This is a genomic window from [Empedobacter] haloabium (genome assembly GCA_008011715.2).
Taxonomy (GTDB): Bacteria; Pseudomonadota; Gammaproteobacteria; order Burkholderiales; family Burkholderiaceae_D; genus Rugamonas; species Rugamonas haloabia.
In genome coordinates this window covers 284,507-308,466 of record CP136508.1, presented here as the reverse complement: position 1 = coordinate 308,466, position 23,960 = coordinate 284,507, and the positions used below count along the sequence as shown (strand labels likewise).

Sequence of the window (23,960 nt, the reverse complement as noted above, 5' to 3'; positions counted from 1 at the left end):
TAATTTATCACAGATTCAATTTTGCTATCATTTCGCCCCGACCAATCGAATCGCCCTGCCGTGACCCTCGTTTTCCCCTGCGCGCCATGAAAAACCTGCCCTGGCGCGACTTCTCCGCCCTTGTCATCAGTATCGGCATCGTCGGCCTCGGCCTCGGCGCCACCATGCCCTTGACCGCCCTGGCGCTCGACGCGCGCGGCACCGGCACGCACGTCATCGGCCTCGTCACGGCCGCCAGCGCGCTGGGCATCCTGGGCGTGGCGCCGTTCGTCACCGGCTGGGTGGCCCGCTTCGGCCCGCGCCGCACGATGATGGGCGGCGTCTGGGTCGCCGCCCTCGTCACGGCCGCGATGCAGCTGACAGAGTACGTCTGGCTGTGGTGCCTGCTGCGCATCGCCTTCGGCGCCGCGCTGGGCGTGCTGTTCACCATCGGCGAGGCCTGGGTCAACCGCATCGCGCCGGACGCTTCGCGCGGCCGCGTGGTGGCGCTGTACACCACCAGTTTCACGCTGTTCCAGCTGGCCGGCCCGGCCCTGGTCGCGCTGCTGGACGGCCGGCTGGCCTGGCCCTTCGCCGCCTGCGCCGCGCTGTTCGTCGCGGCACTGCCAGGGCTGGCGCTGCTGAACGGCACACGGCTGCCGGCGGAAGAGGAAGCGCACGCGCGCTGGCAGGACGTGCTGCCGCGCATGCCGATGATCGCCTTGGGCGCCGCGTTTTTCGCGCTGTTCGACACCCTGATCCTGGCGCTGCTGCCGGTCTATGCGATGCGCCAGGGGATCGCGACGGCGCTGGCGCTGCTCTCGGCCACCGTGGTCCTGGTCGGCGACACGGCACTGCAGTTCGCGATGGGCGCGCTGGCCGACCGCTTCGGCCGCTTCAAGGTGCACGTCGGCTGCGGTATCGCCGTCTGCCTGCTGCTGCCGCTGCTGCCGCTGGCCGCCGGCACGCCCTGGCTGTGGTGGACGGTGCTGCTGGCGCTGGGCGCGGCCGCCGGCGCGATCTACATGCTGGCGCTGGTGGCCTGCGGCGAACGGTTCGATGGCGCGGCGCTGACGACGGCGTCGGCCATCGTCAATGCCTCATGGGGCATCGCCAGCGCGGCCGGGCCGCTGGCGACCGGGGCGTTGATGCAGGGGGTTGGGATTCATGCGTTGCCGGCGGTGCTGTTTGTGGTGTGCGCGCTGTTTTTGGGGAGTGCGTGGTGGGAGTGGCGCGGCCGGACCGCCGGCGAGCTTCAATCCTGAAGCGTTACGCCTGCCGCTGCTATGCTGGCGGTGCTCCCGCAGCGCGAAGCTGCACCCGGCGGTTTCGTCACCAATTCGAGGTCATCTGCATGCTCAACATCTTGCTCGCGGTCTATCTGCTCGCCGTCGCCCCTGCCATCAGCCTGTGGCGCAGCCGGCACAAGCGCGGCAACAAGCCTGAAGCTTCGCTGGCGTCGCGTTACTGGTCGATGAGCTGGAAGGTGCTGGTGCTGTTGACGATACTCTGGCTGGGTGCGCGCGAAGCCGGCTATACCGCCACCCAGCTCGGCTTTGACATTCCGGTGTCCACGGCCGGCACCTGGGGGCTTGTTTTCGCCCCCCTGCTGCTGGGCGGGATCGCGCTCGCCGGCGTCATCAGCGAGCGCGGGCAAACTTCCGAAGGCCGCATCGAGTTGGAACGCAAGGCGCTTGAATCGCCTTTTCCGTGGCCCCGCACCCGCATGGAAGTACTGGGATTCGCGGTCAGCATCACGCTGATGAGCGCCGCGTGGGAAATTCTCTACCGCGGCTTTCTGCTGCTGCTGACGCCGCATATCGGCCTGCCGATGGCGATCGTCGCGTCAGCGCTCGCCTATGGCCTGGCACATGGCTACGAGAACCCACAACAACTGCTCGGTTCCATCGTCGCCGCGTTCGTCTTCACGCTGGCCTACGCCCTGACGCACAGCCTGTGGTGGCTGATCGCGATCCATGCCGGCTTGCCGCTCAGCGCATTGCCGGCCGCCATGGCGGCCCTGCGTCGCCGCGCGGCGCGGCAGTCCGATGCGATGCGGCAGGAAGCCTGAACTGGTGCGTCGGCGCGGTGTCCAGGGGCTCGATGAGGGATGGCGCGCCCCAGGTGCCATGGTGACACCCGTCATCCGGGACTGAACACCCCACCCGGCAACACGATGGTCGCCTGGAATCCCCCGTCCGGCGCATTCCCCAGCACCAGCTCGCCGCCATGCGCCTGCACGATGCCGCGCGCAATGGACAGGCCCAGCCCCATGCCGCCGCCGTTCTGGTTGCGGCCGTGCTCCAGCCGTACGTAGGGCTGCGCCAGGCTGGCCAGCGCTTCCTCGGGCACGCCGGGACCGTGGTCGCGCACGACGATCTCGATGTTGTGGTCCCTCTCCCATACCGCCAGCTCGACGCGCTCGCCGTAGTGCAGGCCGTTGTTCAGCAGGTTGCCGATGGCGCGCTTGAGCGCCAGCGGCTTCGCCGTCACCGTCAGGCCGGACGGCGCGAACGTGACTTCGTGGCCGGCCAGCTGGGCGTCGCGCACCATGCGGCCCAGCAGCGCGTCGAGCCGCACTTCGGTGGCGTTCTCGTGGATGTCGCTGTCCTTCACCGTCTGCAGCGCGCCCTTGACCATCATGTCCAGCTCGTCGAGGTCGTCATGAAACTCGTTGCGCAGCTCGTCGTCGTCGAGCAGCTCGGTGCGCAATTTCAGGCGCATGATCGGCGTGCGCAGGTCGTGCGAGATCGAGACGAACAGGCGTTCCCGGTCTTCCATGTAGCGCTGGATGCGCTCGCGCATGTCCTGGAAGGCGCGCGCCGTCGTGACGAACTCGCGGCTGCCCGTCTCCGGCAGCGCCGGCGGGTTTTCGCCCTTGCCGAACGCGGTGGCCGCTTCCGACAGCGCGGCCAGCGGCCGCGTGATCCAGCGCACCACCAGCACCGTCACCAGCAACACGGCCGCCAGCGACAGGGCCTGCAGCAGCAGGCGGTCATGCGTCAGCGGATTGCCCGATTCGAGGAAATACGGATTCGGCATCAGCGTGGCCAGGTACAGCCAGTGGCCGGGGTCTAGCTCGACCTGGATCAGCAGCACCGGCGCGGGCCGCGCCAGCATGATGTGCTGGGTCCACGTCTCCGGCAGGTCGGCCAGCATCGTGCCGTCGTCGTCCACCGCCAACTGCTCGGGCCAGGCGAACGCGATGCGCAGGTCGGGCGTATTCGGCAGGTCTTCCTTCAGCGTGGCACGCAGCTGCGCCAGCACGGCATCGGTCAGCTCCTGCCCGGCCAGCGCACGCATGGGGATGGGCGCGCGGTTGATGTTGACCAGGAAGCGGGTGCCGCCCATTTCGCGGAACTGCTGGATGATCAGCGGCCGGTAGTTCGGCGGCAGGCTGAGAAAGAAACGCACGGCGCTCGAGGCGCTGTGCGCCAGGTGCTGCGCCGCCGTGCGGGCCTCGTCGCGCGCCTCGGCACGGCGCTGCGCGGCCCAGATCACGTTGCCGGCCAGCTGTGTCAGCAGCACACCGATCGCCATCAGCAGGATCAGGCGGCCCTGCAGCGAATACGGCAGGAGTCGGGGTAAATGCGGTCGCGGCAGCTGCGGCCGGCGCAGCCGGTCCAGCAACTTAGGCATGGGACGCCGTGACGTCGGCCGAGAACACGTAGCCGACGCCGCGCACGGTCTTGATCAGCTTCGGGCTGCCGCCGCCGTCGTTCAGGCGCAGGCGCAGGCGGCTGATCTGCACATCGAGGAAGCGGTCCATCGGCCCGGCGTCGCGGCCACGCGTGCCTTCGCACAGCACGCTGCGATCGAGGATGTCGCCGGCATGCTCGACGAAGTATTTCAGCAGCTGGAAGTCGAGGCCCGTCAGGGGCACCGGCCCTTCCGGCCCCGTCACGGTGCGCGCCACCGTATCGAGCGTGAAGCCCTCGAAATGGTAGTAGCGCGGCGCGGCGGCGTTGTCCACGCCGGTGCGGCGGTGGATGGCCTTGATGCGCGCCAGCAGCTCGCGCGGGCTGTAGGGCTTCGAGATATAGTCGTCCGCGCCCAGTTCCAGGCCGACCACGCGGTCGGTTTCGTCCGAGCTGGCCGTCAGCATGATGATCGGCACGTTGGAGCGCTGGCGTACCGCGCGGCACAGTGCGAAGCCGTCCGTGTCGGGCAGCATCACGTCCAGGATGACCATCGACAGCTCATCGACATGGCGGTTGAATTCGGCCTGGAAGGTGGCGCCGTCATGGGCCAGGTCGACCGCGTACTGGTTCTTTTCCAGATAGGTCTTCAGGAGGATACGGGTTTTCTGGTCGTCGTCGACTATCAGGATGCGGCGCATGGGGCAACTGGGCTCATTTATTTGGTCTTGATGAAGGTACGGGCGATGGTGCCCAGCCTGCGCTGGGTATCCGCCACGGGGATACTGTCGTCGAGGAAGAAGCGGTGCACCTCGGTGACGATGGCGTCGCGCACCATCTCGTCGGTAGCCATGCGGTGCACCAGGCTCGGAACCTGCGCCGCCGCACCGCTGTTGAACAGCGTCCAGGAAGCGCGCGCGCAGGCGTCCATCTTGGCGAGCGCCGGCTGGCGCAAGACCGGAATCGATCCCTTGATCCGGTTGTAGTCGGCCTGCACCGCGGGCGAGAGCGCCAGCGCCGCGAGCTTTTCCTGCGCGGCCCGGGCTTCCGGGCGGGTGCCCAGCATGCTCAGGGTGTCGACGTTGTACAGGTGATAGCGCGCCGTGCCCGGGGCGGCAGCGCAGCCGAAGTCGACGTCCACCGCCAGGCCGCGCTCGATCAGCTCGCCCTTGGCCCAGTCGCCCATCACCATCATCGCGGCACGGCCGTCCGCCACGTCGACCACGCCGTCGGCCCATTTGCGTTCCTGGATCGGCCGGCCCATCCAGCGCTTGGTCGCGCGCAGCCGCAGCAAAGCCGTCGCCAGGCGCGGGTCGCTGTAGGCGGCCGTGTCGCGCCGCTGGAACAGCCCGCGATACAGGTCCACGCCCTCCGCCAGCACCATCGTCTCGAACAGCGTGGTCACCTGCCACGGTTCGCTGCTTTGCGCCAGCGGCACAATCCCGGCGCGCTGCAGCTTCGCCGCGACCTGTTCGAACTCGCTCCACGTGGCCGGTACCGGCAGGCCGAGACGCTGCAGCACCTTACGGTTATAGAACAGCGTATTGATGCGGTGGACGCCAAGCGGCGCGGCGTAGACATGGCCGTCATATTCGATCGTGCTGGCGACGGCCGGCAGCAGCAGCTGTTTCCAGTTGCCGGCGGCGGCCACCGTGTCCAGCTCCAGCAGCAGGTGCAGGCGCGCCCAGTCGCGGATCACGCTGCCGTTCAGTTGCGCCACCTCGGGCGCATCCTTGGCCAGCATGCGGCTGCGCAGCACGATGCCGGCGCCGACGCCGGAGCCGCTGGGCACCATGCTGTCGTGCCAGCCCACTTGCTGCTCCCCCAGGCGCTGCGCCACCAGGTCCACGGCCTTGCGCTCGCTGGCGGACTTCCACCAGTGCAGCACCTGCAGGGTCTGGGCGCGCGCCGGCACCGCCGTGCACGCGCACGCGGCAAGGCACAGGGCCGCCATGGCCTTGCGAACAGTGTGTTGCCTGGTCTCCGTCATCGCTCCGGGCCGCCTGCGGGCAGCGCTTCTATATATAGGTCGGCTCCGCGCCGAGTGTGGACTATAACCCAAAGTTTTCCTCAGATCATGGTAACTATCGGACACATTTTGCAAGCTTATATGTGGATTTGTTGCGAAATGTTGCAAGGCCGGTGCACGTTTCATACTGTTGTGTAATTTTATATGAGCAGGCAGCTTGTTCTGGAATTAAGAATTTCATAAGAATCAGCAACTTACCGCTAATCGATGCACTCTGGCAAGCGTGCTGGAATCACATTTTCTCGAATGCTACTGTGCTATCCGGTACGCCATATCAAGAATTAAACAAACTAAACACCTGGAGACAGCATGACCTGCAATCCCCTCTTCAAGCCCATGGCAGCCGCCATGGCGCTGGCCTTTGCCTGCGGCGCCGCTGGCGCCGCTGAACGCGATATCGAAGGTTTCCACGGCTACGTCCGTGCCGGCGTCGGCAACAGCAACCACGGCGGCAGCCAGAGCTGCTACGGCCTCGGCGGCGTGTCGATGACCTATCGCCTCGGTAACGAGTGCGACAGCTTCACCGAACTGGGTTACACCAAGGAAGTGGCGAAGGCCGACAACGGCGTCAGCTTCGTCGCCACCGTCTGGGGCACCGCCTACAAGAACAGCTCCGACTTCGGCGACGCCGACCTCGAAGTGACCAAGGCCTATATCGAGGCACGCGGCCTGCCGTTCCTGAACGGCGGTACGGCGTGGGCCGGCAAGCGCCACTACCTGCGTCCCGACATCCACATCCTGGACCTGCAGTACATCAACCTGAACGGCACCGGCGCCGGTATCGACCGCTTCCCGCTGGGCCCCGGCAAGATCAGCTACGCGTTCTTCAAGGATAACGACTTGAACAACGTCGATCCGGTTTCCGGCCGCGTGACCGATTCGACCTCCGCTTCGCGCCAGAACATCCTGTACGAAGACCTGCCGGTCAATCCGGGCGGCACCATCGATATCGCCGCCACGTTGATCACCGCCGAGGGCAACGACGACACCACCCACAACGGCTGGCAAGTGTCGATGTTCCACCACCAGAAGAACGTCCTGGGCGGCAACAACAAATTCGGCCTGCAGTACGGCGTCGGTCCGGGCACCGGCATCGGCGGCCAGTGCTGCGACCGCATGGGCGGCTCGGGCAGCACGCTGCTGGGTTCGGACTACAAGCGCGTGCGCGTGTTCGACGAACTGTACCTGCAGCCGACGCGCGACTTCGGCGTATCCTTGATTGCCCTGTACCAGCGCGACAAGAACGGCACGGCCGGCGACACGACCTGGACCACCATCGGTGGCCGTCCGTCGTATGCTTTCACCGACAACTTCAAGCTGCAGGGTGAACTGGGCGTGAGCCGTCTCAAGTCCGACACGATCCCGGGCACGGCGCGCCTGACCAAGCTGACGATCGCACCGACCATCGCCCTGTCGCGCGATTTCTGGTCGCGCCCAGAGCTGCGCCTGTTCGCCACCTACGGCAAATGGAACGACGCCGCCACGCCGCTGGTCAACGCCTTCAACAACGGCGGCCCGGTGTACGGCAAGGACACCAGCGGTTTCTCGTACGGCGTGCAAGTGGAAGCCTGGTGGTAATCGGGTAAGAACACACAAGGAGACATGACATGAAACTGAAAGCCCTCGTATCGCTGCTGGCCCTGGCCGGCACCGCGGCGCAAGCCGCGCCGCAAGTCGAAGTGCTGCACTACTGGACCTCCGGCGGCGAAGCCCGCTCGGCGGCCGAGCTGAAAAAGATCATGGAGTCGAAAGGCGTGGCGTGGAAGGACTTCGCCGTCGCCGGTGGCGCCGGTGAGAACGCAGCCACCGCGCTGAAGGCGCGCGTGATGGCCGGCAGCCCGCCGACCGCCGCCCAGATCAAGGGTCCGTCGATCCAGGAATGGGGCCAGGAAGGCGTGCTGGCCAATATCGACCAGGCTGCCGTCGAAGGCAAGTGGGACGCCAGCGTGCCGGCGGTCGTCACCAACGTCATGAAGTACAAGGGCCACTACGTGGCGGTGCCGGTCAACGTGCACCGCGTGAACTGGCTGTGGGTCAACCCTGCCGTGCTGGCGAAAGCCGGCGCCAAGGCGCCGACCAGCTTCGCCGAATTCTTCGACGCGGCCGACAAGATCAAGAAGGCCGGCCTGGTCGCGCTGGCCCATGGCGGCCAGCCATGGCAGGACGCCACCTTGTTCGAATCGGTCGTGCTGGGCACCGGCGGCGCGGAGTTCTACAAGAAGGCCCTGGTGCAGCTGGACCAGGCCAGCCTGACCAGCCCGACGATGATCAAGAGCTTCGAGACGCTGGCGCGCATGAAGACCTACATCGACAAGGACGCGGCCGGCCGTGACTGGAACCTGGCCACCGCGATGGTCATCAACGGCAAGGCCGGCATGCAGTTCATGGGCGACTGGGCCAAGGGCGAGTTCACGGCGGCCGGCAAGGTGCCGGGCAAGGACTTCCTGTGCGTGGCCGCGCCGGGCACGGACAAGGCCTTCACGTTCAACATCGACTCGCTGGCCATGTTCAAGGTCAAGGACCCGGAGCAGCAGAAGGCCCAGCTGACCCTGGCCAACGCCGTGCTGAGCCCGGCCTTCCAGGAAACGTTCAACCTGAACAAGGGCTCGATCCCGGTCCGCACCGGCGTGCCGCGCGACAAGTTCGACAGCTGCGCGCAGAAGTCGATGGACGACATGGCCGCCACCAGCAAGGCCGGCGCCCTGGTGCCGTCGCTGGCGCACGGCATGGCCGTCAACACCGCCAAGGCCGGCGCCATCCAGGACGTCATCGCCCGCTTCATGAACAGCAACATGACGCCGCAGGCCGCCGCCCAGGCGCTCGCCAAAGCCGCGAAAACGATGTAAGCACCTCAGTCGAGGCCGTGTCCCACTGCGGGGTCAGTCGCCGCGGTGGAGTCTCCGCAGTGAGACATGAGCCCGACTGTCGATGTACCACGGCCGCGCGCTGTCGCGGCCGCAGCAGTCCCTTGCCTTGCGCTTTCCGGAGAATCCCATGTCCGTTACACCGCTGTTCTCGGCCAGGCGCCCGCACGCGCCCGCGGCCCCCGTTGCCGGCAACCCCGCCGCCAACGACAGCAGCGCCAAGCCGCCCGCACGTCCCAGCAGCCGCCTCGGCGCGCTGGCCGATGCCTGGCTGCCGCGCCTCGTGCTGTCCCCCACCATCGTCATCTCGCTGGTGTTCGTCTACGGCTTCATCGGCCTGACGGCCTACCTGTCGCTGACCGAATCGCGCATGATGCCGAACTTCGAGTTCGCCGGCTTCGGCCAGTACGAACGCCTGTTCGACCTGGAGCGCTGGTGGGTCGCCGCCGCCAACCTGGGCATCTTCGGCGGCCTGTTCATCCTGTTCTGCCTGGCCATCGGGTTGACGATGGCGATCCTGCTGGATCAGCGCATCCGCCACGAAGGCGCGCTGCGCGCCATTTACCTGTATCCGATGGCGCTGTCGTTCATCGTCACCGGCGCCGCCTGGAAGTGGATCTTGAATCCCGGGCTGGGCCTGGAAAAGATGATGCACGACTGGGGCTTCAGCAATTTCACCTTCGACTGGCTGGTCGATCCGGACATGGCCATCTACACCGTGGTGATCGCCGGCGTGTGGCAGTCCTCCGGCTTCGTCATGGCCCTGTTCCTGGCCGGCCTGCGCGGCGTGGACGACAGCATCATCAAGGCCGCCATGGTCGACGGCGCCAGCCTGCCGACGATCTACCGCCGCATCGTGATCCCGTCGCTGCGCCCGGTGTTCTTCAGCGTGCTGCTGGTGCTCTCGCACATCGCCATCAAGAGCTTCGACCTGGTGATGGCACTGACGGCCGGCGGCCCCGGCACCTCGTCGGACGTGCCGGCGATCTTCATGTACCAGTTCTCGTTCACGCGCGGCCAGCTGGGCCTGGGCGCGGCGTCCGCGATGATGATGCTGGCCACCGTGCTGGCCGTGCTGGTGCCGCTGATGTATCTGGAAACGAAAGGAGCGCGCCATGGCCGCTGACATGCAACTGGAAGGCGGCCGCGTCACGCCGGGCCGCATCCTCATCTACACCCTGCTGGTGCTGGTGGCGCTGTACTACCTGGCGCCGCTGTACGTGATGCTGACTACGTCCGTCAAGACGCTGGACCAGATCCGCGAAGGCAACCTGCTGGACTTCCCGCTCTCGCCCACCACTGCCGCGTGGGCCAAGGCCTGGTCGAGCGCGTGCACCGGCGTGCGCTGCGAAGGACTGGCGCCCTACTTCTGGAATTCCGTCCAGATGGTCATCCCGGCCGTGCTGATCTCCAGCCTGATCGGGTCCCTGAACGGCTACGTGCTGGCGCACTGGCGCTTCCCCGGCCACAACGTGGTGTTTACCGCGCTGATGGTGGGCTGCTTCATTCCGTTCCAGGTCGTGATCCTGCCGATGGCGCGCCTGTTGGGCATGGCCGACCTGGCCAATACCACGACGGGGCTGGTGGTGGTGCACATCATCTACGGCATCGCCTTCACCACGCTGTTCTTCCGTAACTACTATGTGACGGTACCGGACGAACTGGTGAACGCGGCCCGCATCGACGGCGCCGGTTTCTTCACGATCTACCGCCGCATCATCTTCCCGCTGTCGCTGCCCATCTTCATGGTCTGCTTCATCTGGCAGTTCACGCAGATCTGGAACGACTTCCTGTTCGGCGTGGTGTTCGGCGGCGCCGACGCGCAACCCGTCACGGTGGCGCTGAACAACCTGGTCAACACGTCCACCGGCGTGACCGAATACAACGTCAACATGGCGGCCGCCATCATCGCGGCCCTGCCGACCCTGGCGATCTACCTCATCGCGGGCAAATACTTCGTGCGCGGCCTGACGGCTGGCGCGGTTAAAGGCTGATTCCTTCGGCTGACTGGAGACAAAAAATGGCAAGTTTATCGATCCGTAACGTGCGCAAGGTCTATCCGAACGGCGCCGACATCCTGAAGGGCATCGACCTCGACATCGAGGACGGCCAGTTCCTGATCCTGGTGGGCGGTTCCGGCTGCGGCAAGTCCACCCTGCTCAACATGATCGCCGGCCTGGAAACCGTGACGGAAGGCGAAATCCGCATCGGCGAGCGCGTGGTCAACCACGTGCCGCCGAAGGAGCGCGACATCGCGATGGTGTTCCAGTCCTACGCGCTGTACCCGACCATGACGGTGCGCGAGAACATCTCGTTTGGCCTCGGCATCCGCAAGGTGCCGAAGGCGGAGCAGGAGCAGATCGTCAACCGCGTGGCCGAGACGCTGCAGATGACCCACCTGCTGGACCGCAAGCCGGCCATGCTGTCGGGCGGCCAGCGCCAGCGCGTGGCGATGGGCCGCGCCATCGCGCGCGACCCGGCGCTGTTCCTGTTCGACGAGCCGCTGTCGAACCTGGACGCCAAGCTGCGCGTGGAGATGCGCGCCGAGATCAAGCTGCTGCACCAGCGCCTGGGCGCCACCATCGTCTACGTCACGCACGACCAGATCGAGGCAATGACGCTGGGCGACCGCATCGCCGTCATGCGCGACGGCGTGGTGCAGCAGTTCGGCAGCCCGCAGGAGATCTACGACCATCCGGCCAACCTGTACGTGGCCGGTTTCATCGGTTCGCCGTCGATGAATTTCCTGCGCGGCCGCCTCGTCGCCGAGCACGGCCTGTCGTTCGCGCTGGAGCACGGCGACCGCACCACGCTGCTGCCGGTACCGGCACCTTCGCCGGCGCTGCGCCAGTGGCTGGGCAAGGAAGTCATCCTCGGCATCCGCCCGGAACACGTGACGGACGCGGACAGCGCGCGCCGCGCCAGCGCCGATGCGGCCTATCACCCGACCGAAGTGGACTGCCGTGTCGAGATCACGGAGCCGACCGGGCCGGACACGCTGGTGTTCAGCTGGTTCAACGGCACCCGGATGACGTGCCGTACGCACCCGCGCGCCAACGCGCAGCCGGGTGGCGACGTCAAGCTGGCGTTCGACCTGTCGAAGGCGGTGTTCTTCGATCCGCAGAGCGAGTTGCGCATCGCTTGATGTCTCGGGACAGGCGCCGATCAACGCATCAGCGCCTGTCCCGGAACTTTACTGGCGCAGGGTACGACCCATGGACTCCACCAACCGGGCTGTTCACAGCTCACCTTTCAGGAGATCCACCATGCCATTCCCCCTCCTCGCAGCACTGCCGCAAGCCTTCTCCCTGGCCGAAACGGCGCTCAACCTCGGTTCCGCAGCCCTCAAGGGCCCGAAAAAGGAAAGCGAAGACGGCGCCGGCGAGTTGCTCTGACCGAGTTGCCGTAAAAATGGGGACAGACCCCATTTTTGAAGCAATATTGCCAAAATCGGGGACTGTCCCCGATTTTTGGCAATTTTTTTATTCCGTCGCCTCGGCCGCCTCGGCCCGCACCACGGCGATCAGTTGCCGGATCTCGGGCACGCATGAGCCGCAGTTGCCGCCCGCCTTGACGCAGGCCGTCACCTGGGCTGGCGTCGTCAAATCCTTTTCACGGATCGCGTTGCAGATCGTATTGCGGCCCACGCCGAAGCACGAGCACACCGTGGCGCCGGCGTCCGCGCCCTGGCGCAGCGGCCGGCCCGCCAGCATGCCGGCACGCTCGCTGTCCGACACGCGCTCGCTGGCGAACAGGCTGGCCAGCCAGGCACGCTCCGGCAGGTCGGGTCGCGGCGACACGAACACGCATTGCACGATGCGGTCGTCCAGCAGGTGCACGGCGCGAAACACGCCGGCGCTGCGGTCGCTGTACTCCAGCCAGTCCGCATCCTCGTCCGTCACGCCCAGCAGTTCCCGTGCCCAGGCGCCGAAGTCGCCGATGCGGTTGCGCCCCGCCAGCTCGTAGCGGTTGAAACCCGCGCCCTGCGCCCTGGTCCAGTAAGCCACTTGCTCCAGGTCGAGCGCCGTGCGGCTCAGCACGAAGCCGTGCCACTGCACGGGGAAGCGGTCCACCATCACCGGCGTGTGCTTGAACTCCGGTTCGCCCGAGACGGGATCGACGACGGGATTGACCAGCGCGCCCACGCGCGCGTCGGAGGACGTCTGGCCGTTCCAGTGGATCGGGATGAACACGCTGCCGCGCGCGATGCCGCCGCCATGGCGCACGCGCGCCACCATGCTGCCCCAGCTCGAGCCGATCCGCGCCAGCTCGCCTTCGCGCACGCCGCACAGCAGCGCGTCCTGTGGATGCAGGTCGACGAAGGGCTCCGGCGTGTGCTCGGCCAGCCGGGGTGCGCGGCCGGTGCGCGTCATCGTGTGCCACTGGTCGCGCAGGCGGCCCGTGTTCAGGATCAGCGGGAACTCGCCGTCCACCTTGTTCGCCGGCAGGCGCGGCGGCGTGGCGACGAAACGCGCGCGCCCGTCGGGATGGGAAAAACGGCCGTCCGCGAAGACGTCCCGGCCGGCCGGCCAGCGCACCGGCGCCAGCGCGTCATACGCGGCGCGGTCGAGCCCCGCCAGGTCGCCGATGTCGAACAGGCGCGGCAGCTCGTCCGGCGTATTGCACCACGCGGACAAGCGAGCATGCTCGTCGAAGATCTCGTGCACGCCAGCGTAATCGAAGCCGGCATAGCCGAGGCGCCGGGCGAACTGCGCCAGGATCTGCCAGTCGGCGCGGGCCTCGCCCGGCGCCGGCAGGAAGGCACGCTGGCGCGAGATGCGGCGTTCGGAGTTCGTCACCGTGCCGTCCTTCTCGCCCCATGCCAGCGCCGGCAGCAGCACGTGCGCCAGCGCGTTGGTGTCGGTGTCGCGCACCACGTCCGAGACGACGACCAGTTCGCACTTGCCCAGCGCGCGCCGCACCTGCTCCGCGTCGGGCAGGCTGACGGCCGGGTTGGTGGCGACGATCCACACCGCCTTCACCTTGCCGGCCTCGATGGCCTGGAACAGGTCGACCGCCTTCAGGCCCGGCTTTTCGGCGATCGTCGGGGACTGCCAGAACGCGCGCACGGCGGCGCGGTGCGCGGCATTGTCCAGGTCCAGGTGCGCCGCCAGCATGTTGGCCAGGCCGCCCACCTCGCGCCCGCCCATTGCATTGGGCTGGCCTGTGATCGAGAACGGGCCGGCGCCCGGCTTGCCGATGCGCCCGCCGATCAGGTGGCAGTTGATGATGGCGTTGACCTTGTCGGTGCCGGCGGTGGACTGGTTGACACCCATCGAGAAGCCCGTGATCACCTTCGCGGTGGCGGCAAACGCTTCGTAGAACGCCAGCACGTCGGCCACGTTCAGCCGGCACGCCTGCGCGACCTGCTCCGGCGTCAGCTGCGCGGCGGCCAGCGCCGCCTCGTAGCCGTTGGTATGCGCGGCAATGAAGTCCGGTGCGACGGCGCCGATGCCGTGCAGGTAGGTCAACAGGCCGTTGAACAGCCACACGTCGGTACCCGGTTTGATCGGCAGGTGCAGGTCGGCCAGCTCGCAGGTGGCCGTGCGGCGCGGGTCGATCACGACGATCTTCAGGTCCGGGCGCGCTTCCTTGGCCTTGCTGATGCGCTGGAACAGGATCGGGTGGCACCAGGCCAGGTTCGAGCCCACCAGCACGATCATGTCGGCCAGTTCCAGGTCGTCATACGAGACCGGCACGATGTCCTCGCCGAAGGCGCGCTTGTGGCCCGCCACGGCGGACGACATGCAAAGACGCGAGTTGGTGTCGATATTGGCGCTGCCGACGTAGCCCTTCATCAGCTTGTTGGCGACGTAGTAGTCCTCCGTCAGCAGCTGGCCGGAGACGTAGAACGCCACCGCGTCCGGCCCGTGCTCGGCCACGATGGCGCGCCATTGCGCCGCCACCTGGTCCAGCGCCGCATCCCAGCTCACCTGGCGCAGCGCGCCGTTCTCGCGCACGTGCGGGTGCAGCAGCCGACCTTCCAGTCCCAGCGTCTCGCCCAGCGCCGAACCTTTCACGCACAGACGGCCGGCGTTCGACGGATGGGCCGTGTCGCCGGCAATGGTGGCCTGCTGCGCGCCCTGGGGCGTGGCGCGCACGCCGCAGCCGACGCCGCAGTAGGGGCAGGTGGTACGAACGGACAGGTGTTCCTGGGACAAATTCATGGCTAGGCTTTCAGGCTGCCTGCGGCACGGGGCCGAACAGCAAATGATGGCGCAGTGCGGAGACGTCCCCGCCCTTCTGGATCAGGTCGAAATACCACGGGCCGTCCTGCACGTCGCCATACAGCACGGCGCCGGCCAGGCGGCCGCCGTCGAGGACGAGGCGCTTGTAGACGCCGCGCCGCGCATCGCGCAGCACCAGGTCCTCGCTGCCCTCGCCGCCGATGAAGTCGCCCACCGAATAGACGTCGATGCCGGTGACTTTCAGGCGCGTGGGCGCGGCCTGCTGGACGTAGCGCCGGTGGCCGGTGCCGGCCAGGTGCGCGGCGCACACCTTGGCCTGCTCCCAGATCGGCGCGACCAGGCCGAAGGTGGCGCGGCGGTGCTGCACGCATTCGCCCACCGCGTACACGCGCGGGTCGTAGGTCTGCAGCGTGTCGTCCACCACGATGGCGCGCTCGCAGTGCAGGCCGGCCGCCTGCGCCAGCGCGATGTTGGGACGCACGCCGGCCGTCATCACGACCAGGTCGGCCGGGATCTCGCTGCCGTCCTGGAAGCGCACGCCGGTGACGCGTTCGGTGCCGGTGATTGCGCTGGTCTGCGCATCGAGCAGGAAGCGCATGCCGCGCTTCTCCAGCGCCGCCTGCAGCAGCTTGGCGGCCGGCTTGTCGAGCTGCTGGTTCATCAAGGCATCCGTCACGTGCACCACGGTGACCTCCATCCCCTGCCGCATCAGGCCATTGGCGGCCTCCAGTCCCAGCAGGCCGCCGCCGATGACAACGGCGTGGCGGTGGTCGCGCGCCGCGGCCAGCATGTCCTCTACGTCGCCGATGTCGCGAAACGCCAGTACGCCCGGCAGCTGGTGGCCCGGCACCGGAATGATGAAGGGCTTCGAGCCGGTCGCCAGCAGCAAACGGTCGTAGCGTACTTCCAGCCCCGAGCGGGCCCGCACGACGCGGCGGCGGCGGTCGATGTGCTCGACCGGATCACCGGCGTGCAGCGTGATGCCGTTCTCGGCATACCACTCGCGCGTGTTGAGCATGATGTCGTCCACCGTCTTCTCGCCGGCCAGCACGGGCGAGAGCAGGATGCGGTTGTAGTTGCCGTGCGGTTCGGCGCCGAACACGGTGATGTCGTACATGCCCGGCGCCAGCGCCAGCAGCTCTTCCACCGTGCGCATGCCGGCCATGCCGTTGCCGATGACGACCAGCGCGGGTTTCATCGGTGCGTCCTCAGGCGCCCACCCAGACCTTGCCGCCATCGATGCGGGCCGGCCAGGTCGGAACGGAGTTCTCGGGCGCTTCCAGGCATTCGCCCGTCTGCAGGTCGAAGTGGTGCTTGTACAGCGGCGAGGCGACGACGATGCGCTCACCCAGGTTGCCCACCAGGCCGCGCGACAGCACGCCGGCCTGCGCATTCGGATCGTAGTTCCCGATGGCGAACACGCGCGGCTCCCGGCCATCCTGCAAGCGGAACACCGCGACCTGCTCGCCGTTCAGCAGTGCGGCCACGCCGGTGTTCGGCACGATGTCGTCGACGCCGCACACGGCGGTCCAGCTGGCGGCTACATTTTCACGTTTCATGACAATTCTCCTCAGGCGACTTTGATGGGGATACGTTTGCGTTCCTCGACCGTGGCCGGACGGATCTGGCCGCGCTCTTCCATGAAGACGACGTTGTCGTCCGGCGCTTCGCTGTTGACGAAGGTGCGGAAGCGCTTGCGCGTTTCCGGGTTGTTGACGGCTTCCTTCCACTCGCACGCATAGGTGTCGACCACGCGCTGCATGTCCGCTTCCAGCTCGGCGGCCACGCCCAGTTTGTCGTCGATGACGACCTGCTTCAGGTAATCCAGGCCGCCCTCCAGGTTCTCGCGCCACGTGCTGGTGCGCTGCAGGCGGTCCGCGGTGCGGCTGTAGAACATCAGGAAGCGGTCGATGTACTGCACCAGCGTAGCCTTGTCCAGGTCGGAGGCCAGCAGCTCGGCATGCCGCGGCTTCATGCCGCCGTTGCCGCACACGTACAGGTTCCAGCCCTTCTCGGTGGCGATGATGCCGACGTCCTTGCCCTGCGCCTCGGCGCACTCGCGGGTGCAGCCCGACACGCCGAACTTGATCTTGTGCGGCGTGCGCAGGCCCTTGTAGCGGTTCTCCAGCTCGATCGCCAGGCCCACGCTGTCGTCCACGCCGTAGCGGCACCAGGTCGAGCCCACGCACGACTTCACCGTGCGCAGCGACTTGCCGTAGGCGTGGCCGGTCTCGAAGCCGGCGGCGATCAGCTCTTCCCAGATCGCCGGCAGTTGATCGACGCGGGCGCCGAACAGGTCGACGCGCTGGCCACCCGTGATCTTGGTATACAGGCCATACTTCTTCGCCACCTGGCCCACGGCGATCAGGCCGTCCGGCGTGACTTCGCCGCCGGGCATCCGTGGCACGACCGAATAGGTGCCGTCCTTCTGGATATTGCCGAGGAAGTAGTCGTTCGAGTCCTGCAGGCCGGCGTGCTCCTTCTTCAGCACGAAGTCGTTCCAGCAGGTGGCGAAGATATTTGCGGCCAGCGGCTTGCAGATGTCGCAGCCCAGGCCCTTGCCGTGACGCGCGATCAGGTCGTCGAACGATTTGATCCCGCCCACGCGCACCAGGTGGAACAGCTCCTGGCGCGAATGCGCGAAGTGCTCGCAGACATGGTTGTTGACGTCCATGCCCAGCTTCTTCATTTCCGCCTTCATGATCTGCGTGACGAGCGGCACGCAGCCGCCGCAGGCCGTGCCGGCGCCAGTGCATTTCTTGAGCGCGCCGATCGACGTGGCGCCGCCGCCGACGGCCTCGCACAGCGCCCCTTTCGACACGTCGTTGCAGGAGCAGATCTGCGCGCCGGCCGGCAGCGCGTCCACACCCAGGCCCACCTTGGCCTTGCCGTCCGCCTGCGGCAGGATCAGGAACTCGGGCGACTCCGGCAGCTCCATCTTGTTGAGCATCATCTGCAGCAGCGTGCCGTATTCGGAGGCATCGCCCACCATCACGCCGCCCAGCAGGTATTTGCCGCAGCTGGACACGACCAGCTTCTTGTAGATCTGCTTGCGCTCGTCGCTGAACTGGTAGCTGCGCGCGCCCTCCTCCTTCGCGTGCGGGTCGCCGATGCTGGCCACGTCCACGCCCATCAGTTTGAGCTTCGTGCTCATGTCCGCGCCGGTGAACTCGGCCGCCTGACCCAGCATGTGTTTCGCCGCCACGCGCGCCATGTCGTAGCCCGGCGCCACCAGGCCGAACACCTGGCCGTTCCACAGCGCGCACTCGCCGATCGCATACACGTCGGGATCGGAGGTGCGGCAGGTATTGTCGATGGCGATGCCGCCGCGCGGGCCAACCGCCAGCCCGGCGCTGCGCGCCAGTTCGTCGCGCGGGCGGATGCCGGCCGAGAACACGATCATGTCGACGTCCAGGTGGGTGCCGTCGGCGAATTCCATGCGGTGCGCGCCTTCCTCGCCGTCGACGATCTGCAAGGTGTTCTTGCCGGTGTGGACCGTCACGCCCAGCTCTTCGATGCGGGCGCGCAGCACGCGGCCGCCGCCGTCGTCCACCTGCACCGCCATCAGACGCGGCGCGAATTCGACCACATGGGTGGCCAAATTCATGTCGCGCAGCGCCTTGGCGCATTCGAGACCCAGCAGGCCGCCGCCGATCACGACGCCGGATTTCACGCGGGCGCCCGCTTCCAGCATCGCCTCCAGGTCCTCGATGGTGCGGTAGACGAAGCAGTCCTTGCGGTCCTTGCCCGGCAGCGGCGGCACGAACGGATACGAACCCGTCGCCAGCACCAGCTTGTCGTAGGCCAGCACCTCGCCGGTGCTGGCGGTGACGGTTTTCGTCGCCAGGTCGATCGCCGTGGCGCGGGCGTTCAGCTGCAGCACCATGTCGTCACGGTCGAAGAAGCCCGGCTTGACCAGCGACAGCTCGTCCGCGCTCTTCCCGGCGAAAAATTCCGACAGGTGCACGCGGTCGTAGGCCGGACGGGGTTCTTCGCACAGGATGGTGACCTGGGCATGGACATGCTGCTCGGCCAGGCATTCCAGGAATTTGTGGCCCACCATACCGTGGCCGATGACGACGATCTTCATGCTGTTGACTCCTTAAGCTGCGGCACGCGCCAGCGCGTGTTCTGCATTGGTGGAAGCGGAAAAGCGCAGGGCGATGGCGCACAGCGCCGATGCCGTGACCAGCACGCCCAGGATGACGAGCGTTTGCTGCGTGCTGCCCACGCCCTTCATCAGGAAGCCGGCGGCGACGGCGCCCACATTGCCGCCGGCGCCGATGATGCCGGTCACGCCGCCCAGCGCGCGCTTGTCGATGAACGGCACCAGAGCGTACGTGGCGCCGCAGGCCATGTGCACGCACAGGCCGAAGGCGAGCATCGCGACGATGGCCATCACTACGTTGTCGGCGTTGGCGAACCAGATCAGGCCCGCGCCCTCGCCCAGCATCAGCACGAACAGCAAAGTGACGCGGCCATTCAGGCTGTTGCGCAGCGCGACCTTGTCGGACACGAAGCCACCCAGCGCCCGGGCAAACAGCGCCAGCAGGCCGAAGCTGCCGGCCGCGATGCCGGCTTCCTTCAGCGACAGCTGGAACGTATCGACGTAGTAGACGGCGGCCACGTTATGGATGAACAGCTCGACGCCGAAGCAGGCGCCGTAGGTGACGAACAGCAGCCAGACGCGGTAGTTGGCGGCGGCCAGCTTGAAGCTGTCCCAGCCGCCTTTTTTACCGCCCTCGATCTCGATGCCGGCCGCGCGCAGCTCGGCGTAGTTGCCCTGCGGGCAGTCCTGGGTGAAGCGCCAGTACAGCAGGCCGACGATCACCATCAGCACGCCCGGCACGACCAGCGCCAGGCGCCAGCCGAAGGCTTCGTCCACGCCCAGCATGACGATGGCGGCCAGGATCAGCGGCATGGTGGCCTGCGTGACGCCGCCGCCCGCGTTGCCCCAGCCGGCCGTGGCCGCGTTGGCCGTGCCGACGACGCGCGGTGCGAACATCACGGAGGTGTGGTACTGGGTGACGACGAAGCTGGCGCCGATCGCACCGATCAGCGTACGGAAGAACAGGAAGCCTTCGTAGCTCTGCGCCGAGGCGACGCCGAACACCGGGATGGCGCCCAGCAGCAAGAGGCCCGTATGGGTCTTGCGCGGACCGAAGCGGTCGCACATCGGGCCGACGACCATGCGTACCGCGATGGTGATGGCGACGGCGGCGATATTGATGTTGGCGATCTGCTCCACGGTCAGGTGGAACTGCCCTTTGATGATCGGCATCAGGGGCGCACAGGCGAACCACGCGAAGAAGCAGACGAAGAAGGCCATCCACGCCATGTGGAAGGCGCGCATCTGCGGCGTGTCGAACGAGAAGAGTTTAATGCGTTGAGCTTTGCTGGTCATTTTCACACCCCGGTTATCGTTTCCAAGCTCGAAAAAAAAAGGCGCCCGCGCAGTCATCGCACACAAAAAGCGCGATGACCGCACGGACGCCGTTGTCCTGTTGCCGTGCCCCTCGTTAGGCCGGCTGTGCTGGTGGGAGTGATCGCCGTTGACCCCTGCCCGTCTACCTGCCTACACCTTTGCAAGAGGCGTGCCAGGCTGTGCTTAGAGGAGGATCAAGGCGGGAGCGGGGAAAAGGCAAGGCGTGGTGCGTATTCGCGGTGCAGCCCCGCCCAAGAATGGTGCAATGCAGCGTTAACGCTGCCGGATCGGGAACGCCAGCGCGTAGCGCTCCGGATCGCTGCCGTCCCACACCCGGCCGTCTATCAATGTCGATCTGCGCCTGCTGTCCGCCGGCAGCGCCACGCCGGCCATTTCGGCCGCCTCGCGGTACAGCTGCACGCGCGTGACGGCGCGTGCCGTGGCCTCATAGTCGGGATGGGTTTTCAGCAGGCCCCAGCGGCGCAATTGGGTCATGAACCAGATGCCGTCCGACAGATACGGGTAGTTGGCCGCGCCGCCCTGGTGGAACGCCAGCGGGTGTTCGTCCTGCCACCGGTGGCCCATGCCGTCCTCGTACTGGCCCAGCATGCGCGGCAAGAGCGCCGCGCGGTCGGTCGCCACCAGGGCGCCACCGGCCAGGATCTCGGCCGTGGCACGACGGTTTTCGTCGCTCGCGTCGATCCAGCGGCTGGCCTCCAGCACGGCCGCGACCAGCGCCCGGCAGGTGTTCGGGTGGGCGTCGGCAAATGCGCGCGAGGTGGCCAGCACCTTTTCCGGGTGATCCGGCCAGATGCGCTGGCTGGTGGCGACGGTGACGCCGATGCCGTCCATGACGGCGCGCTGGCCCCACGGCTCGCCGGCGCAGAAGCCGTCCATATGGCCTTCCGCCAGGTTGTACACCATCTGCGACGGTGGAATGGTGATGGCTCGAACGTCGCGCAGCGGATCGATGCCGTGCGCGGCCAGCCAGTAATACAGCCACATCGCATGCGTGCCGGTCGGGAAGGTCTGGGCGAACACGTACTGCCGCCGCTCGCTCCTGATCAGCGCCGCCAGCGACGCGCCATCGACGGCGCCCTGCGCCATCAGCTGGCGCGACAAGGTGATGGCCTGGCCGTTGCGGTTCAGGTGCATCAGCACGGCCATGTCGTGGCGCTGCGCGCCGATGCCCAGCTGGGTGCCGTACACCATGCCGTACAGCGCATGGGCGGCATCGAGTTCGCCCGTCACCAGCTTGTCGCGCACGCCGGCCCAGGAGGCCTCACGGCTGAGGACAAGGCGGACGCCATGGCGCTCGTCGCAGCCCAATACGGACGCCATCACCAGCGAGGCGCAATCGGTCAGCGGATTGAAGCCGATCCGGACAACCGGTTTCTCAATGTGCATGGCCGGTCCCCCGACGCGCACCAGTGTTGTGCATCATCCCAGCAAATCCTCCACGTCCAGCAGCCGCTGCGCGACCTCGGCCAGCTTCAGGTTCTTGTTCATCGCCATCGTGCGCAAGCGCTGGTAGGCCTGGTCCTCGCTGATGCCGTGGCGCGCCATCAGCACGCCCTTGGCGCGGTCGATGACCTTGCGTTCGGCCAGTTTGTGCTTGGTGTCCGCCAGCTCGAGCAGCAGGCGCTGCTCCTTGCGGAAACGCGCCAGCGCCACGTTCAGCACCGGCTTGATGCGCTCCGGCTGCAGGCCGGCCACGATGTAGGCCGATACGCCCGCCTCCAGCGCGGCCTCCATCGACGCCGTGTCCTCGTCTTCGGTGAACATGACGATGGGACGGCGCTCGTCGCGCGTGGCGACGACGATGTGCTCCAGCACGTCGCGCGCATCCGACTCCGCGTCGGCGATGATCATGTCGGGCTGCAGCTGGGCGATCCGTTCGGGCAGGTGGATGTCGGCGGGCAGCGAGGCGACCAGCTGGTACCCGGCCTCGGCCAACCCGGCCTGCAGCGCGGCGGCACGCTGCGACGCGTCGCTTTCGTGCGGCGGGTGGACAAGGACGATGCGGAGATGGCGGCTCATGCCCAATAGCAGAGCAAGAAGCGCGCCAGCATAAAACCGGGGTCAGGTCTGTCATTCGGACATTTGTCCGAATGACAGACCTGACCCCGGTTTTGCGGTGGTGGGTTAGCGCTGCATGGCCCAGCGCCGCACCGTGCCGCGTTCCAGTGCGGCGAACAGCAGATGTTCCACCGCCAGGCCGATCAGGATCACGGCGGCCAGGCCGGCGAATACTTTATCGGTGTACAGTTCGTTTCGGTTCTGGAAGATGTACCAGCCCAGGCCGCCCTTGCCGGACGAGGCGCCGAACACCAGCTCCGCCGCGATCAAGGTGCGCCAGGCGAACGCCCAGCCGATCTTCAGGCCGGACAGGATGGCCGGCAGCGCGGCCGGCACGAGAATCTGCACGACGAACGGCAAGCCGCGCAGGCCGTAATTGCGGCCGGCCATGCGCAAGGTCTCCGGCACGGCCTGGAAGCCGGCATAGGTGCCCAGCGCCAGGGGCCACAGCACCGCATGGACGATGACGAACACCAGGCTGGCGTGGCCGAGCCCCAGCCACAGCATCGCCAGCGGCAGCAGCGCGATCGCCGGCAGGGGGTTGAACATCGAGACCAGCGTTTCCAGCAGGTCGCGGCCCAGGCGCGTCGAGACGGCCAATGCCGTCAGCACGAACGCGCTGGCGATGCCGGCCGCGTAGCCCTGCGCCAGCACGGCCAGCGAGACCCTGACCTTCTCCAGCAGCTCCCCGCTGGCGATGCCCTCGCCGAACGCACGCGCCGTCTGCAGGAACGTGGGCAGCAGCAGGTCGTTGCCCTGCCAGCGCGCCAGCAGTTCCCACAGCGTGACCAGCGCCAGCAGCAGCACGGCCTTGCGAACGCCGCCGTGGTCCCACAGCCGCACGGCCAGCGGCAGCGGACGGGCCAGCTCACCGCTGGCGACCGGTGCCAGCTCGGCCAGGTACTCCTGGCGGATCGGTGGATCGAAGGTGCTCATCGGATGGCCCTTTCGCCCGGCGCGACGGCGGCCGGGGGTTCGTCGAACAGCAGGCCATGGATGCGCTGCGCGGCGGCCTGGAACTCGGCGCCGCCGCTTGCCAGGCCGAACTGGTGGCTGTTCAATTCCGCGCGCACGCGCCCCGGGTGCGGCGACAGCAGCAGGATGCGATTGCCCACCACCAGCGCTTCCTCGATCGAGTGGGTGACGAACAACAGCGTGAACGGTGCCTCTTCCCACAACTTCGTCAGCTCTTCCTGCATCGTGCGGCGGGTCAGCGCGTCCAGCGCGGCGAATGGCTCGTCCATCAGCAGCACTTTCGGCTGCATGGCCAGCGCGCGGGCGATCGCGACTCTCTGCTTCATGCCGCCGGACAACGTGTGCGGATACGCATCCGCGCAGCGTGCCAGGCCGACGCGATCGATCCAGTGCAGCGCCCGTTCGCGCGCCTCGGTCCGTGCCAGCCGGCGCGCAGCCAGCAGCGGGAACATGACGTTCTGCAGTACCGTCTTCCACGGCGGCAGCTGGTCGAATTCCTGGAACACGGCCATGCGGTCGGGACCGGGCTGCGTGACGGCACGGCTATCGAGTTCGATGCTGCCGGCGACCGGCGTAAGAAAACCGCCAATGGCCTTCAGCAGCGACGACTTGCCGCAGCCGGAAGGCCCCAGCAGCACGAAGCGGTCGCCTTCGAACACGTCGAAGCTGACGCCCTGCGTAGCCTGCACGGTGGCGCCGCCGCTGCGGTATTGCAGCGTGACGTCGCGCACCCGCAGCAGCGGCTCCGGGCCTGGCGGCGCAACCATGCGCAGCGGCCGCATG

General features: G+C 67.2%; 20 protein-coding genes. 8 read left to right on the top strand and 12 right to left on the bottom strand.

Features of this window, described 5'->3' with window-relative positions; all coding sequences use genetic code 11:
* Positions 1-86 precede the first annotated feature (86 nt).
* On the top strand, positions 87-1,244 hold the full coding sequence (locus tag E7V67_001330) for an MFS transporter (GenBank protein ID WUR13774.1): 1,158 nt from the start codon (positions 87-89) through the stop codon (positions 1,242-1,244).
* Between the two features lie 89 nt (positions 1,245-1,333).
* Positions 1,334-2,050, top strand: a complete 717-nt coding sequence (locus tag E7V67_001325; protein WUR13773.1) for a CPBP family intramembrane glutamic endopeptidase — start codon at positions 1,334-1,336, stop codon at positions 2,048-2,050.
* A 71-nt stretch (positions 2,051-2,121) separates the two neighbouring features.
* On the opposite strand, the gene E7V67_001320 is transcribed toward E7V67_001325, so the two are convergent.
* Genes E7V67_001320 through E7V67_001310 form a run of 3 tightly spaced genes read right to left on the bottom strand, consistent with a single transcriptional unit; the run spans position 2,122 to position 5,571 of the window.
* Positions 2,122-3,618 (bottom strand): ATP-binding protein, encoded by a 1,497-nt coding sequence (locus tag E7V67_001320; protein WUR13772.1) that lies wholly within the window; start codon positions 3,616-3,618, stop codon positions 2,122-2,124.
* Positions 3,611-4,318, bottom strand: coding sequence for a response regulator transcription factor (locus tag E7V67_001315; GenBank protein ID WUR13771.1), 708 nt, complete (start codon positions 4,316-4,318; stop codon positions 3,611-3,613). The genes E7V67_001320 and E7V67_001315 overlap by 8 nt, the downstream gene beginning before the upstream one ends.
* Before the next feature lie 17 nt (positions 4,319-4,335).
* Positions 4,336-5,571 (bottom strand): ABC transporter substrate-binding protein, encoded by a 1,236-nt coding sequence (locus tag E7V67_001310; GenBank protein ID WUR13770.1) that lies wholly within the window; start codon positions 5,569-5,571, stop codon positions 4,336-4,338.
* 384 nt (positions 5,572-5,955) lie between these two features.
* Here E7V67_001310 and E7V67_001305 point away from each other — a divergent pair, with 384 nt between their 5' ends.
* The 6 genes from E7V67_001305 (at position 5,956) to E7V67_001280 (ending at position 11,905) form a co-directional block, all read left to right on the top strand.
* On the top strand, positions 5,956-7,224 hold the full coding sequence (locus tag E7V67_001305; protein WUR13769.1) for a carbohydrate porin: 1,269 nt from the start codon (positions 5,956-5,958) through the stop codon (positions 7,222-7,224).
* A gap of 29 nt (positions 7,225-7,253) precedes the next feature.
* Positions 7,254-8,492, top strand: a complete 1,239-nt coding sequence (locus E7V67_001300) for an ABC transporter substrate-binding protein (protein WUR13768.1) — start codon at positions 7,254-7,256, stop codon at positions 8,490-8,492.
* 148 nt (positions 8,493-8,640) lie between these two features.
* Complete coding sequence (locus E7V67_001295) at positions 8,641-9,636, top strand: sugar ABC transporter permease (GenBank protein WUR13767.1); 996 nt, start codon at positions 8,641-8,643, stop codon at positions 9,634-9,636.
* Positions 9,626-10,504, top strand: a complete 879-nt coding sequence (locus E7V67_001290) for a carbohydrate ABC transporter permease (GenBank protein ID WUR13766.1) — start codon at positions 9,626-9,628, stop codon at positions 10,502-10,504. The genes E7V67_001295 and E7V67_001290 overlap by 11 nt, the downstream gene beginning before the upstream one ends.
* A 26-nt stretch (positions 10,505-10,530) precedes the next feature.
* The gene (gene ugpC, locus E7V67_001285; protein ID WUR13765.1) at positions 10,531-11,655 is read left to right on the top strand and encodes a sn-glycerol-3-phosphate ABC transporter ATP-binding protein UgpC; all 1,125 of its coding nucleotides are present in this window, start codon (positions 10,531-10,533) and stop codon (positions 11,653-11,655) included.
* Between the two features lie 121 nt (positions 11,656-11,776).
* Positions 11,777-11,905, top strand: coding sequence for a hypothetical protein (locus tag E7V67_001280; GenBank protein WUR13764.1), 129 nt, complete (start codon positions 11,777-11,779; stop codon positions 11,903-11,905).
* Positions 11,906-11,992: 87 nt separating this feature from the next.
* Here E7V67_001280 and E7V67_001275 read toward each other — a convergent pair whose 3' ends face one another.
* The 9 genes from E7V67_001275 to E7V67_001235 form a co-directional block, all read right to left on the bottom strand.
* Complete coding sequence (locus E7V67_001275; protein ID WUR13763.1) at positions 11,993-14,677, bottom strand: molybdopterin-dependent oxidoreductase; 2,685 nt, start codon at positions 14,675-14,677, stop codon at positions 11,993-11,995.
* A 10-nt stretch (positions 14,678-14,687) separates the two neighbouring features.
* Positions 14,688-15,896 carry an FAD-dependent oxidoreductase gene (locus E7V67_001270; GenBank protein ID WUR13762.1) on the bottom strand — a complete coding sequence of 403 codons (1,209 nt, stop codon included), beginning with the start codon at positions 15,894-15,896 and terminating at the stop codon, positions 14,688-14,690.
* Positions 15,897-15,906: 10 nt separating this feature from the next.
* On the bottom strand, positions 15,907-16,257 hold the full coding sequence (gene nirD / locus E7V67_001265; protein ID WUR13761.1) for a nitrite reductase small subunit NirD: 351 nt from the start codon (positions 16,255-16,257) through the stop codon (positions 15,907-15,909).
* 11 nt (positions 16,258-16,268) lie between these two features.
* Positions 16,269-18,788, bottom strand: a complete 2,520-nt coding sequence (gene nirB, locus E7V67_001260) for a nitrite reductase large subunit NirB (GenBank protein ID WUR13760.1) — start codon at positions 18,786-18,788, stop codon at positions 16,269-16,271.
* Between the two features lie 12 nt (positions 18,789-18,800).
* Entirely contained in the window at positions 18,801-20,102 is a 1,302-nt protein-coding gene (locus tag E7V67_001255; protein ID WUR13759.1) for an MFS transporter, read from the bottom strand.
* Positions 20,103-20,396: 294 nt separating this feature from the next.
* The gene (locus E7V67_001250) at positions 20,397-21,530 is read right to left on the bottom strand and encodes a CmpA/NrtA family ABC transporter substrate-binding protein (GenBank protein WUR13758.1); all 1,134 of its coding nucleotides are present in this window, start codon (positions 21,528-21,530) and stop codon (positions 20,397-20,399) included.
* Between the two features lie 33 nt (positions 21,531-21,563).
* The gene (locus E7V67_001245; protein WUR13757.1) at positions 21,564-22,163 is read right to left on the bottom strand and encodes an ANTAR domain-containing protein; all 600 of its coding nucleotides are present in this window, start codon (positions 22,161-22,163) and stop codon (positions 21,564-21,566) included.
* 105 nt (positions 22,164-22,268) lie between these two features.
* Positions 22,269-23,138, bottom strand: a complete 870-nt coding sequence (locus E7V67_001240) for an ABC transporter permease (protein WUR13756.1) — start codon at positions 23,136-23,138, stop codon at positions 22,269-22,271.
* On the bottom strand, positions 23,135-23,959 hold the full coding sequence (locus tag E7V67_001235; GenBank protein ID WUR13755.1) for an ABC transporter ATP-binding protein: 825 nt from the start codon (positions 23,957-23,959) through the stop codon (positions 23,135-23,137). Before E7V67_001235 ends, E7V67_001240 begins: the two co-directional genes overlap by 4 nt.
* Between the last annotated feature and the right edge of the window lies 1 nt (position 23,960).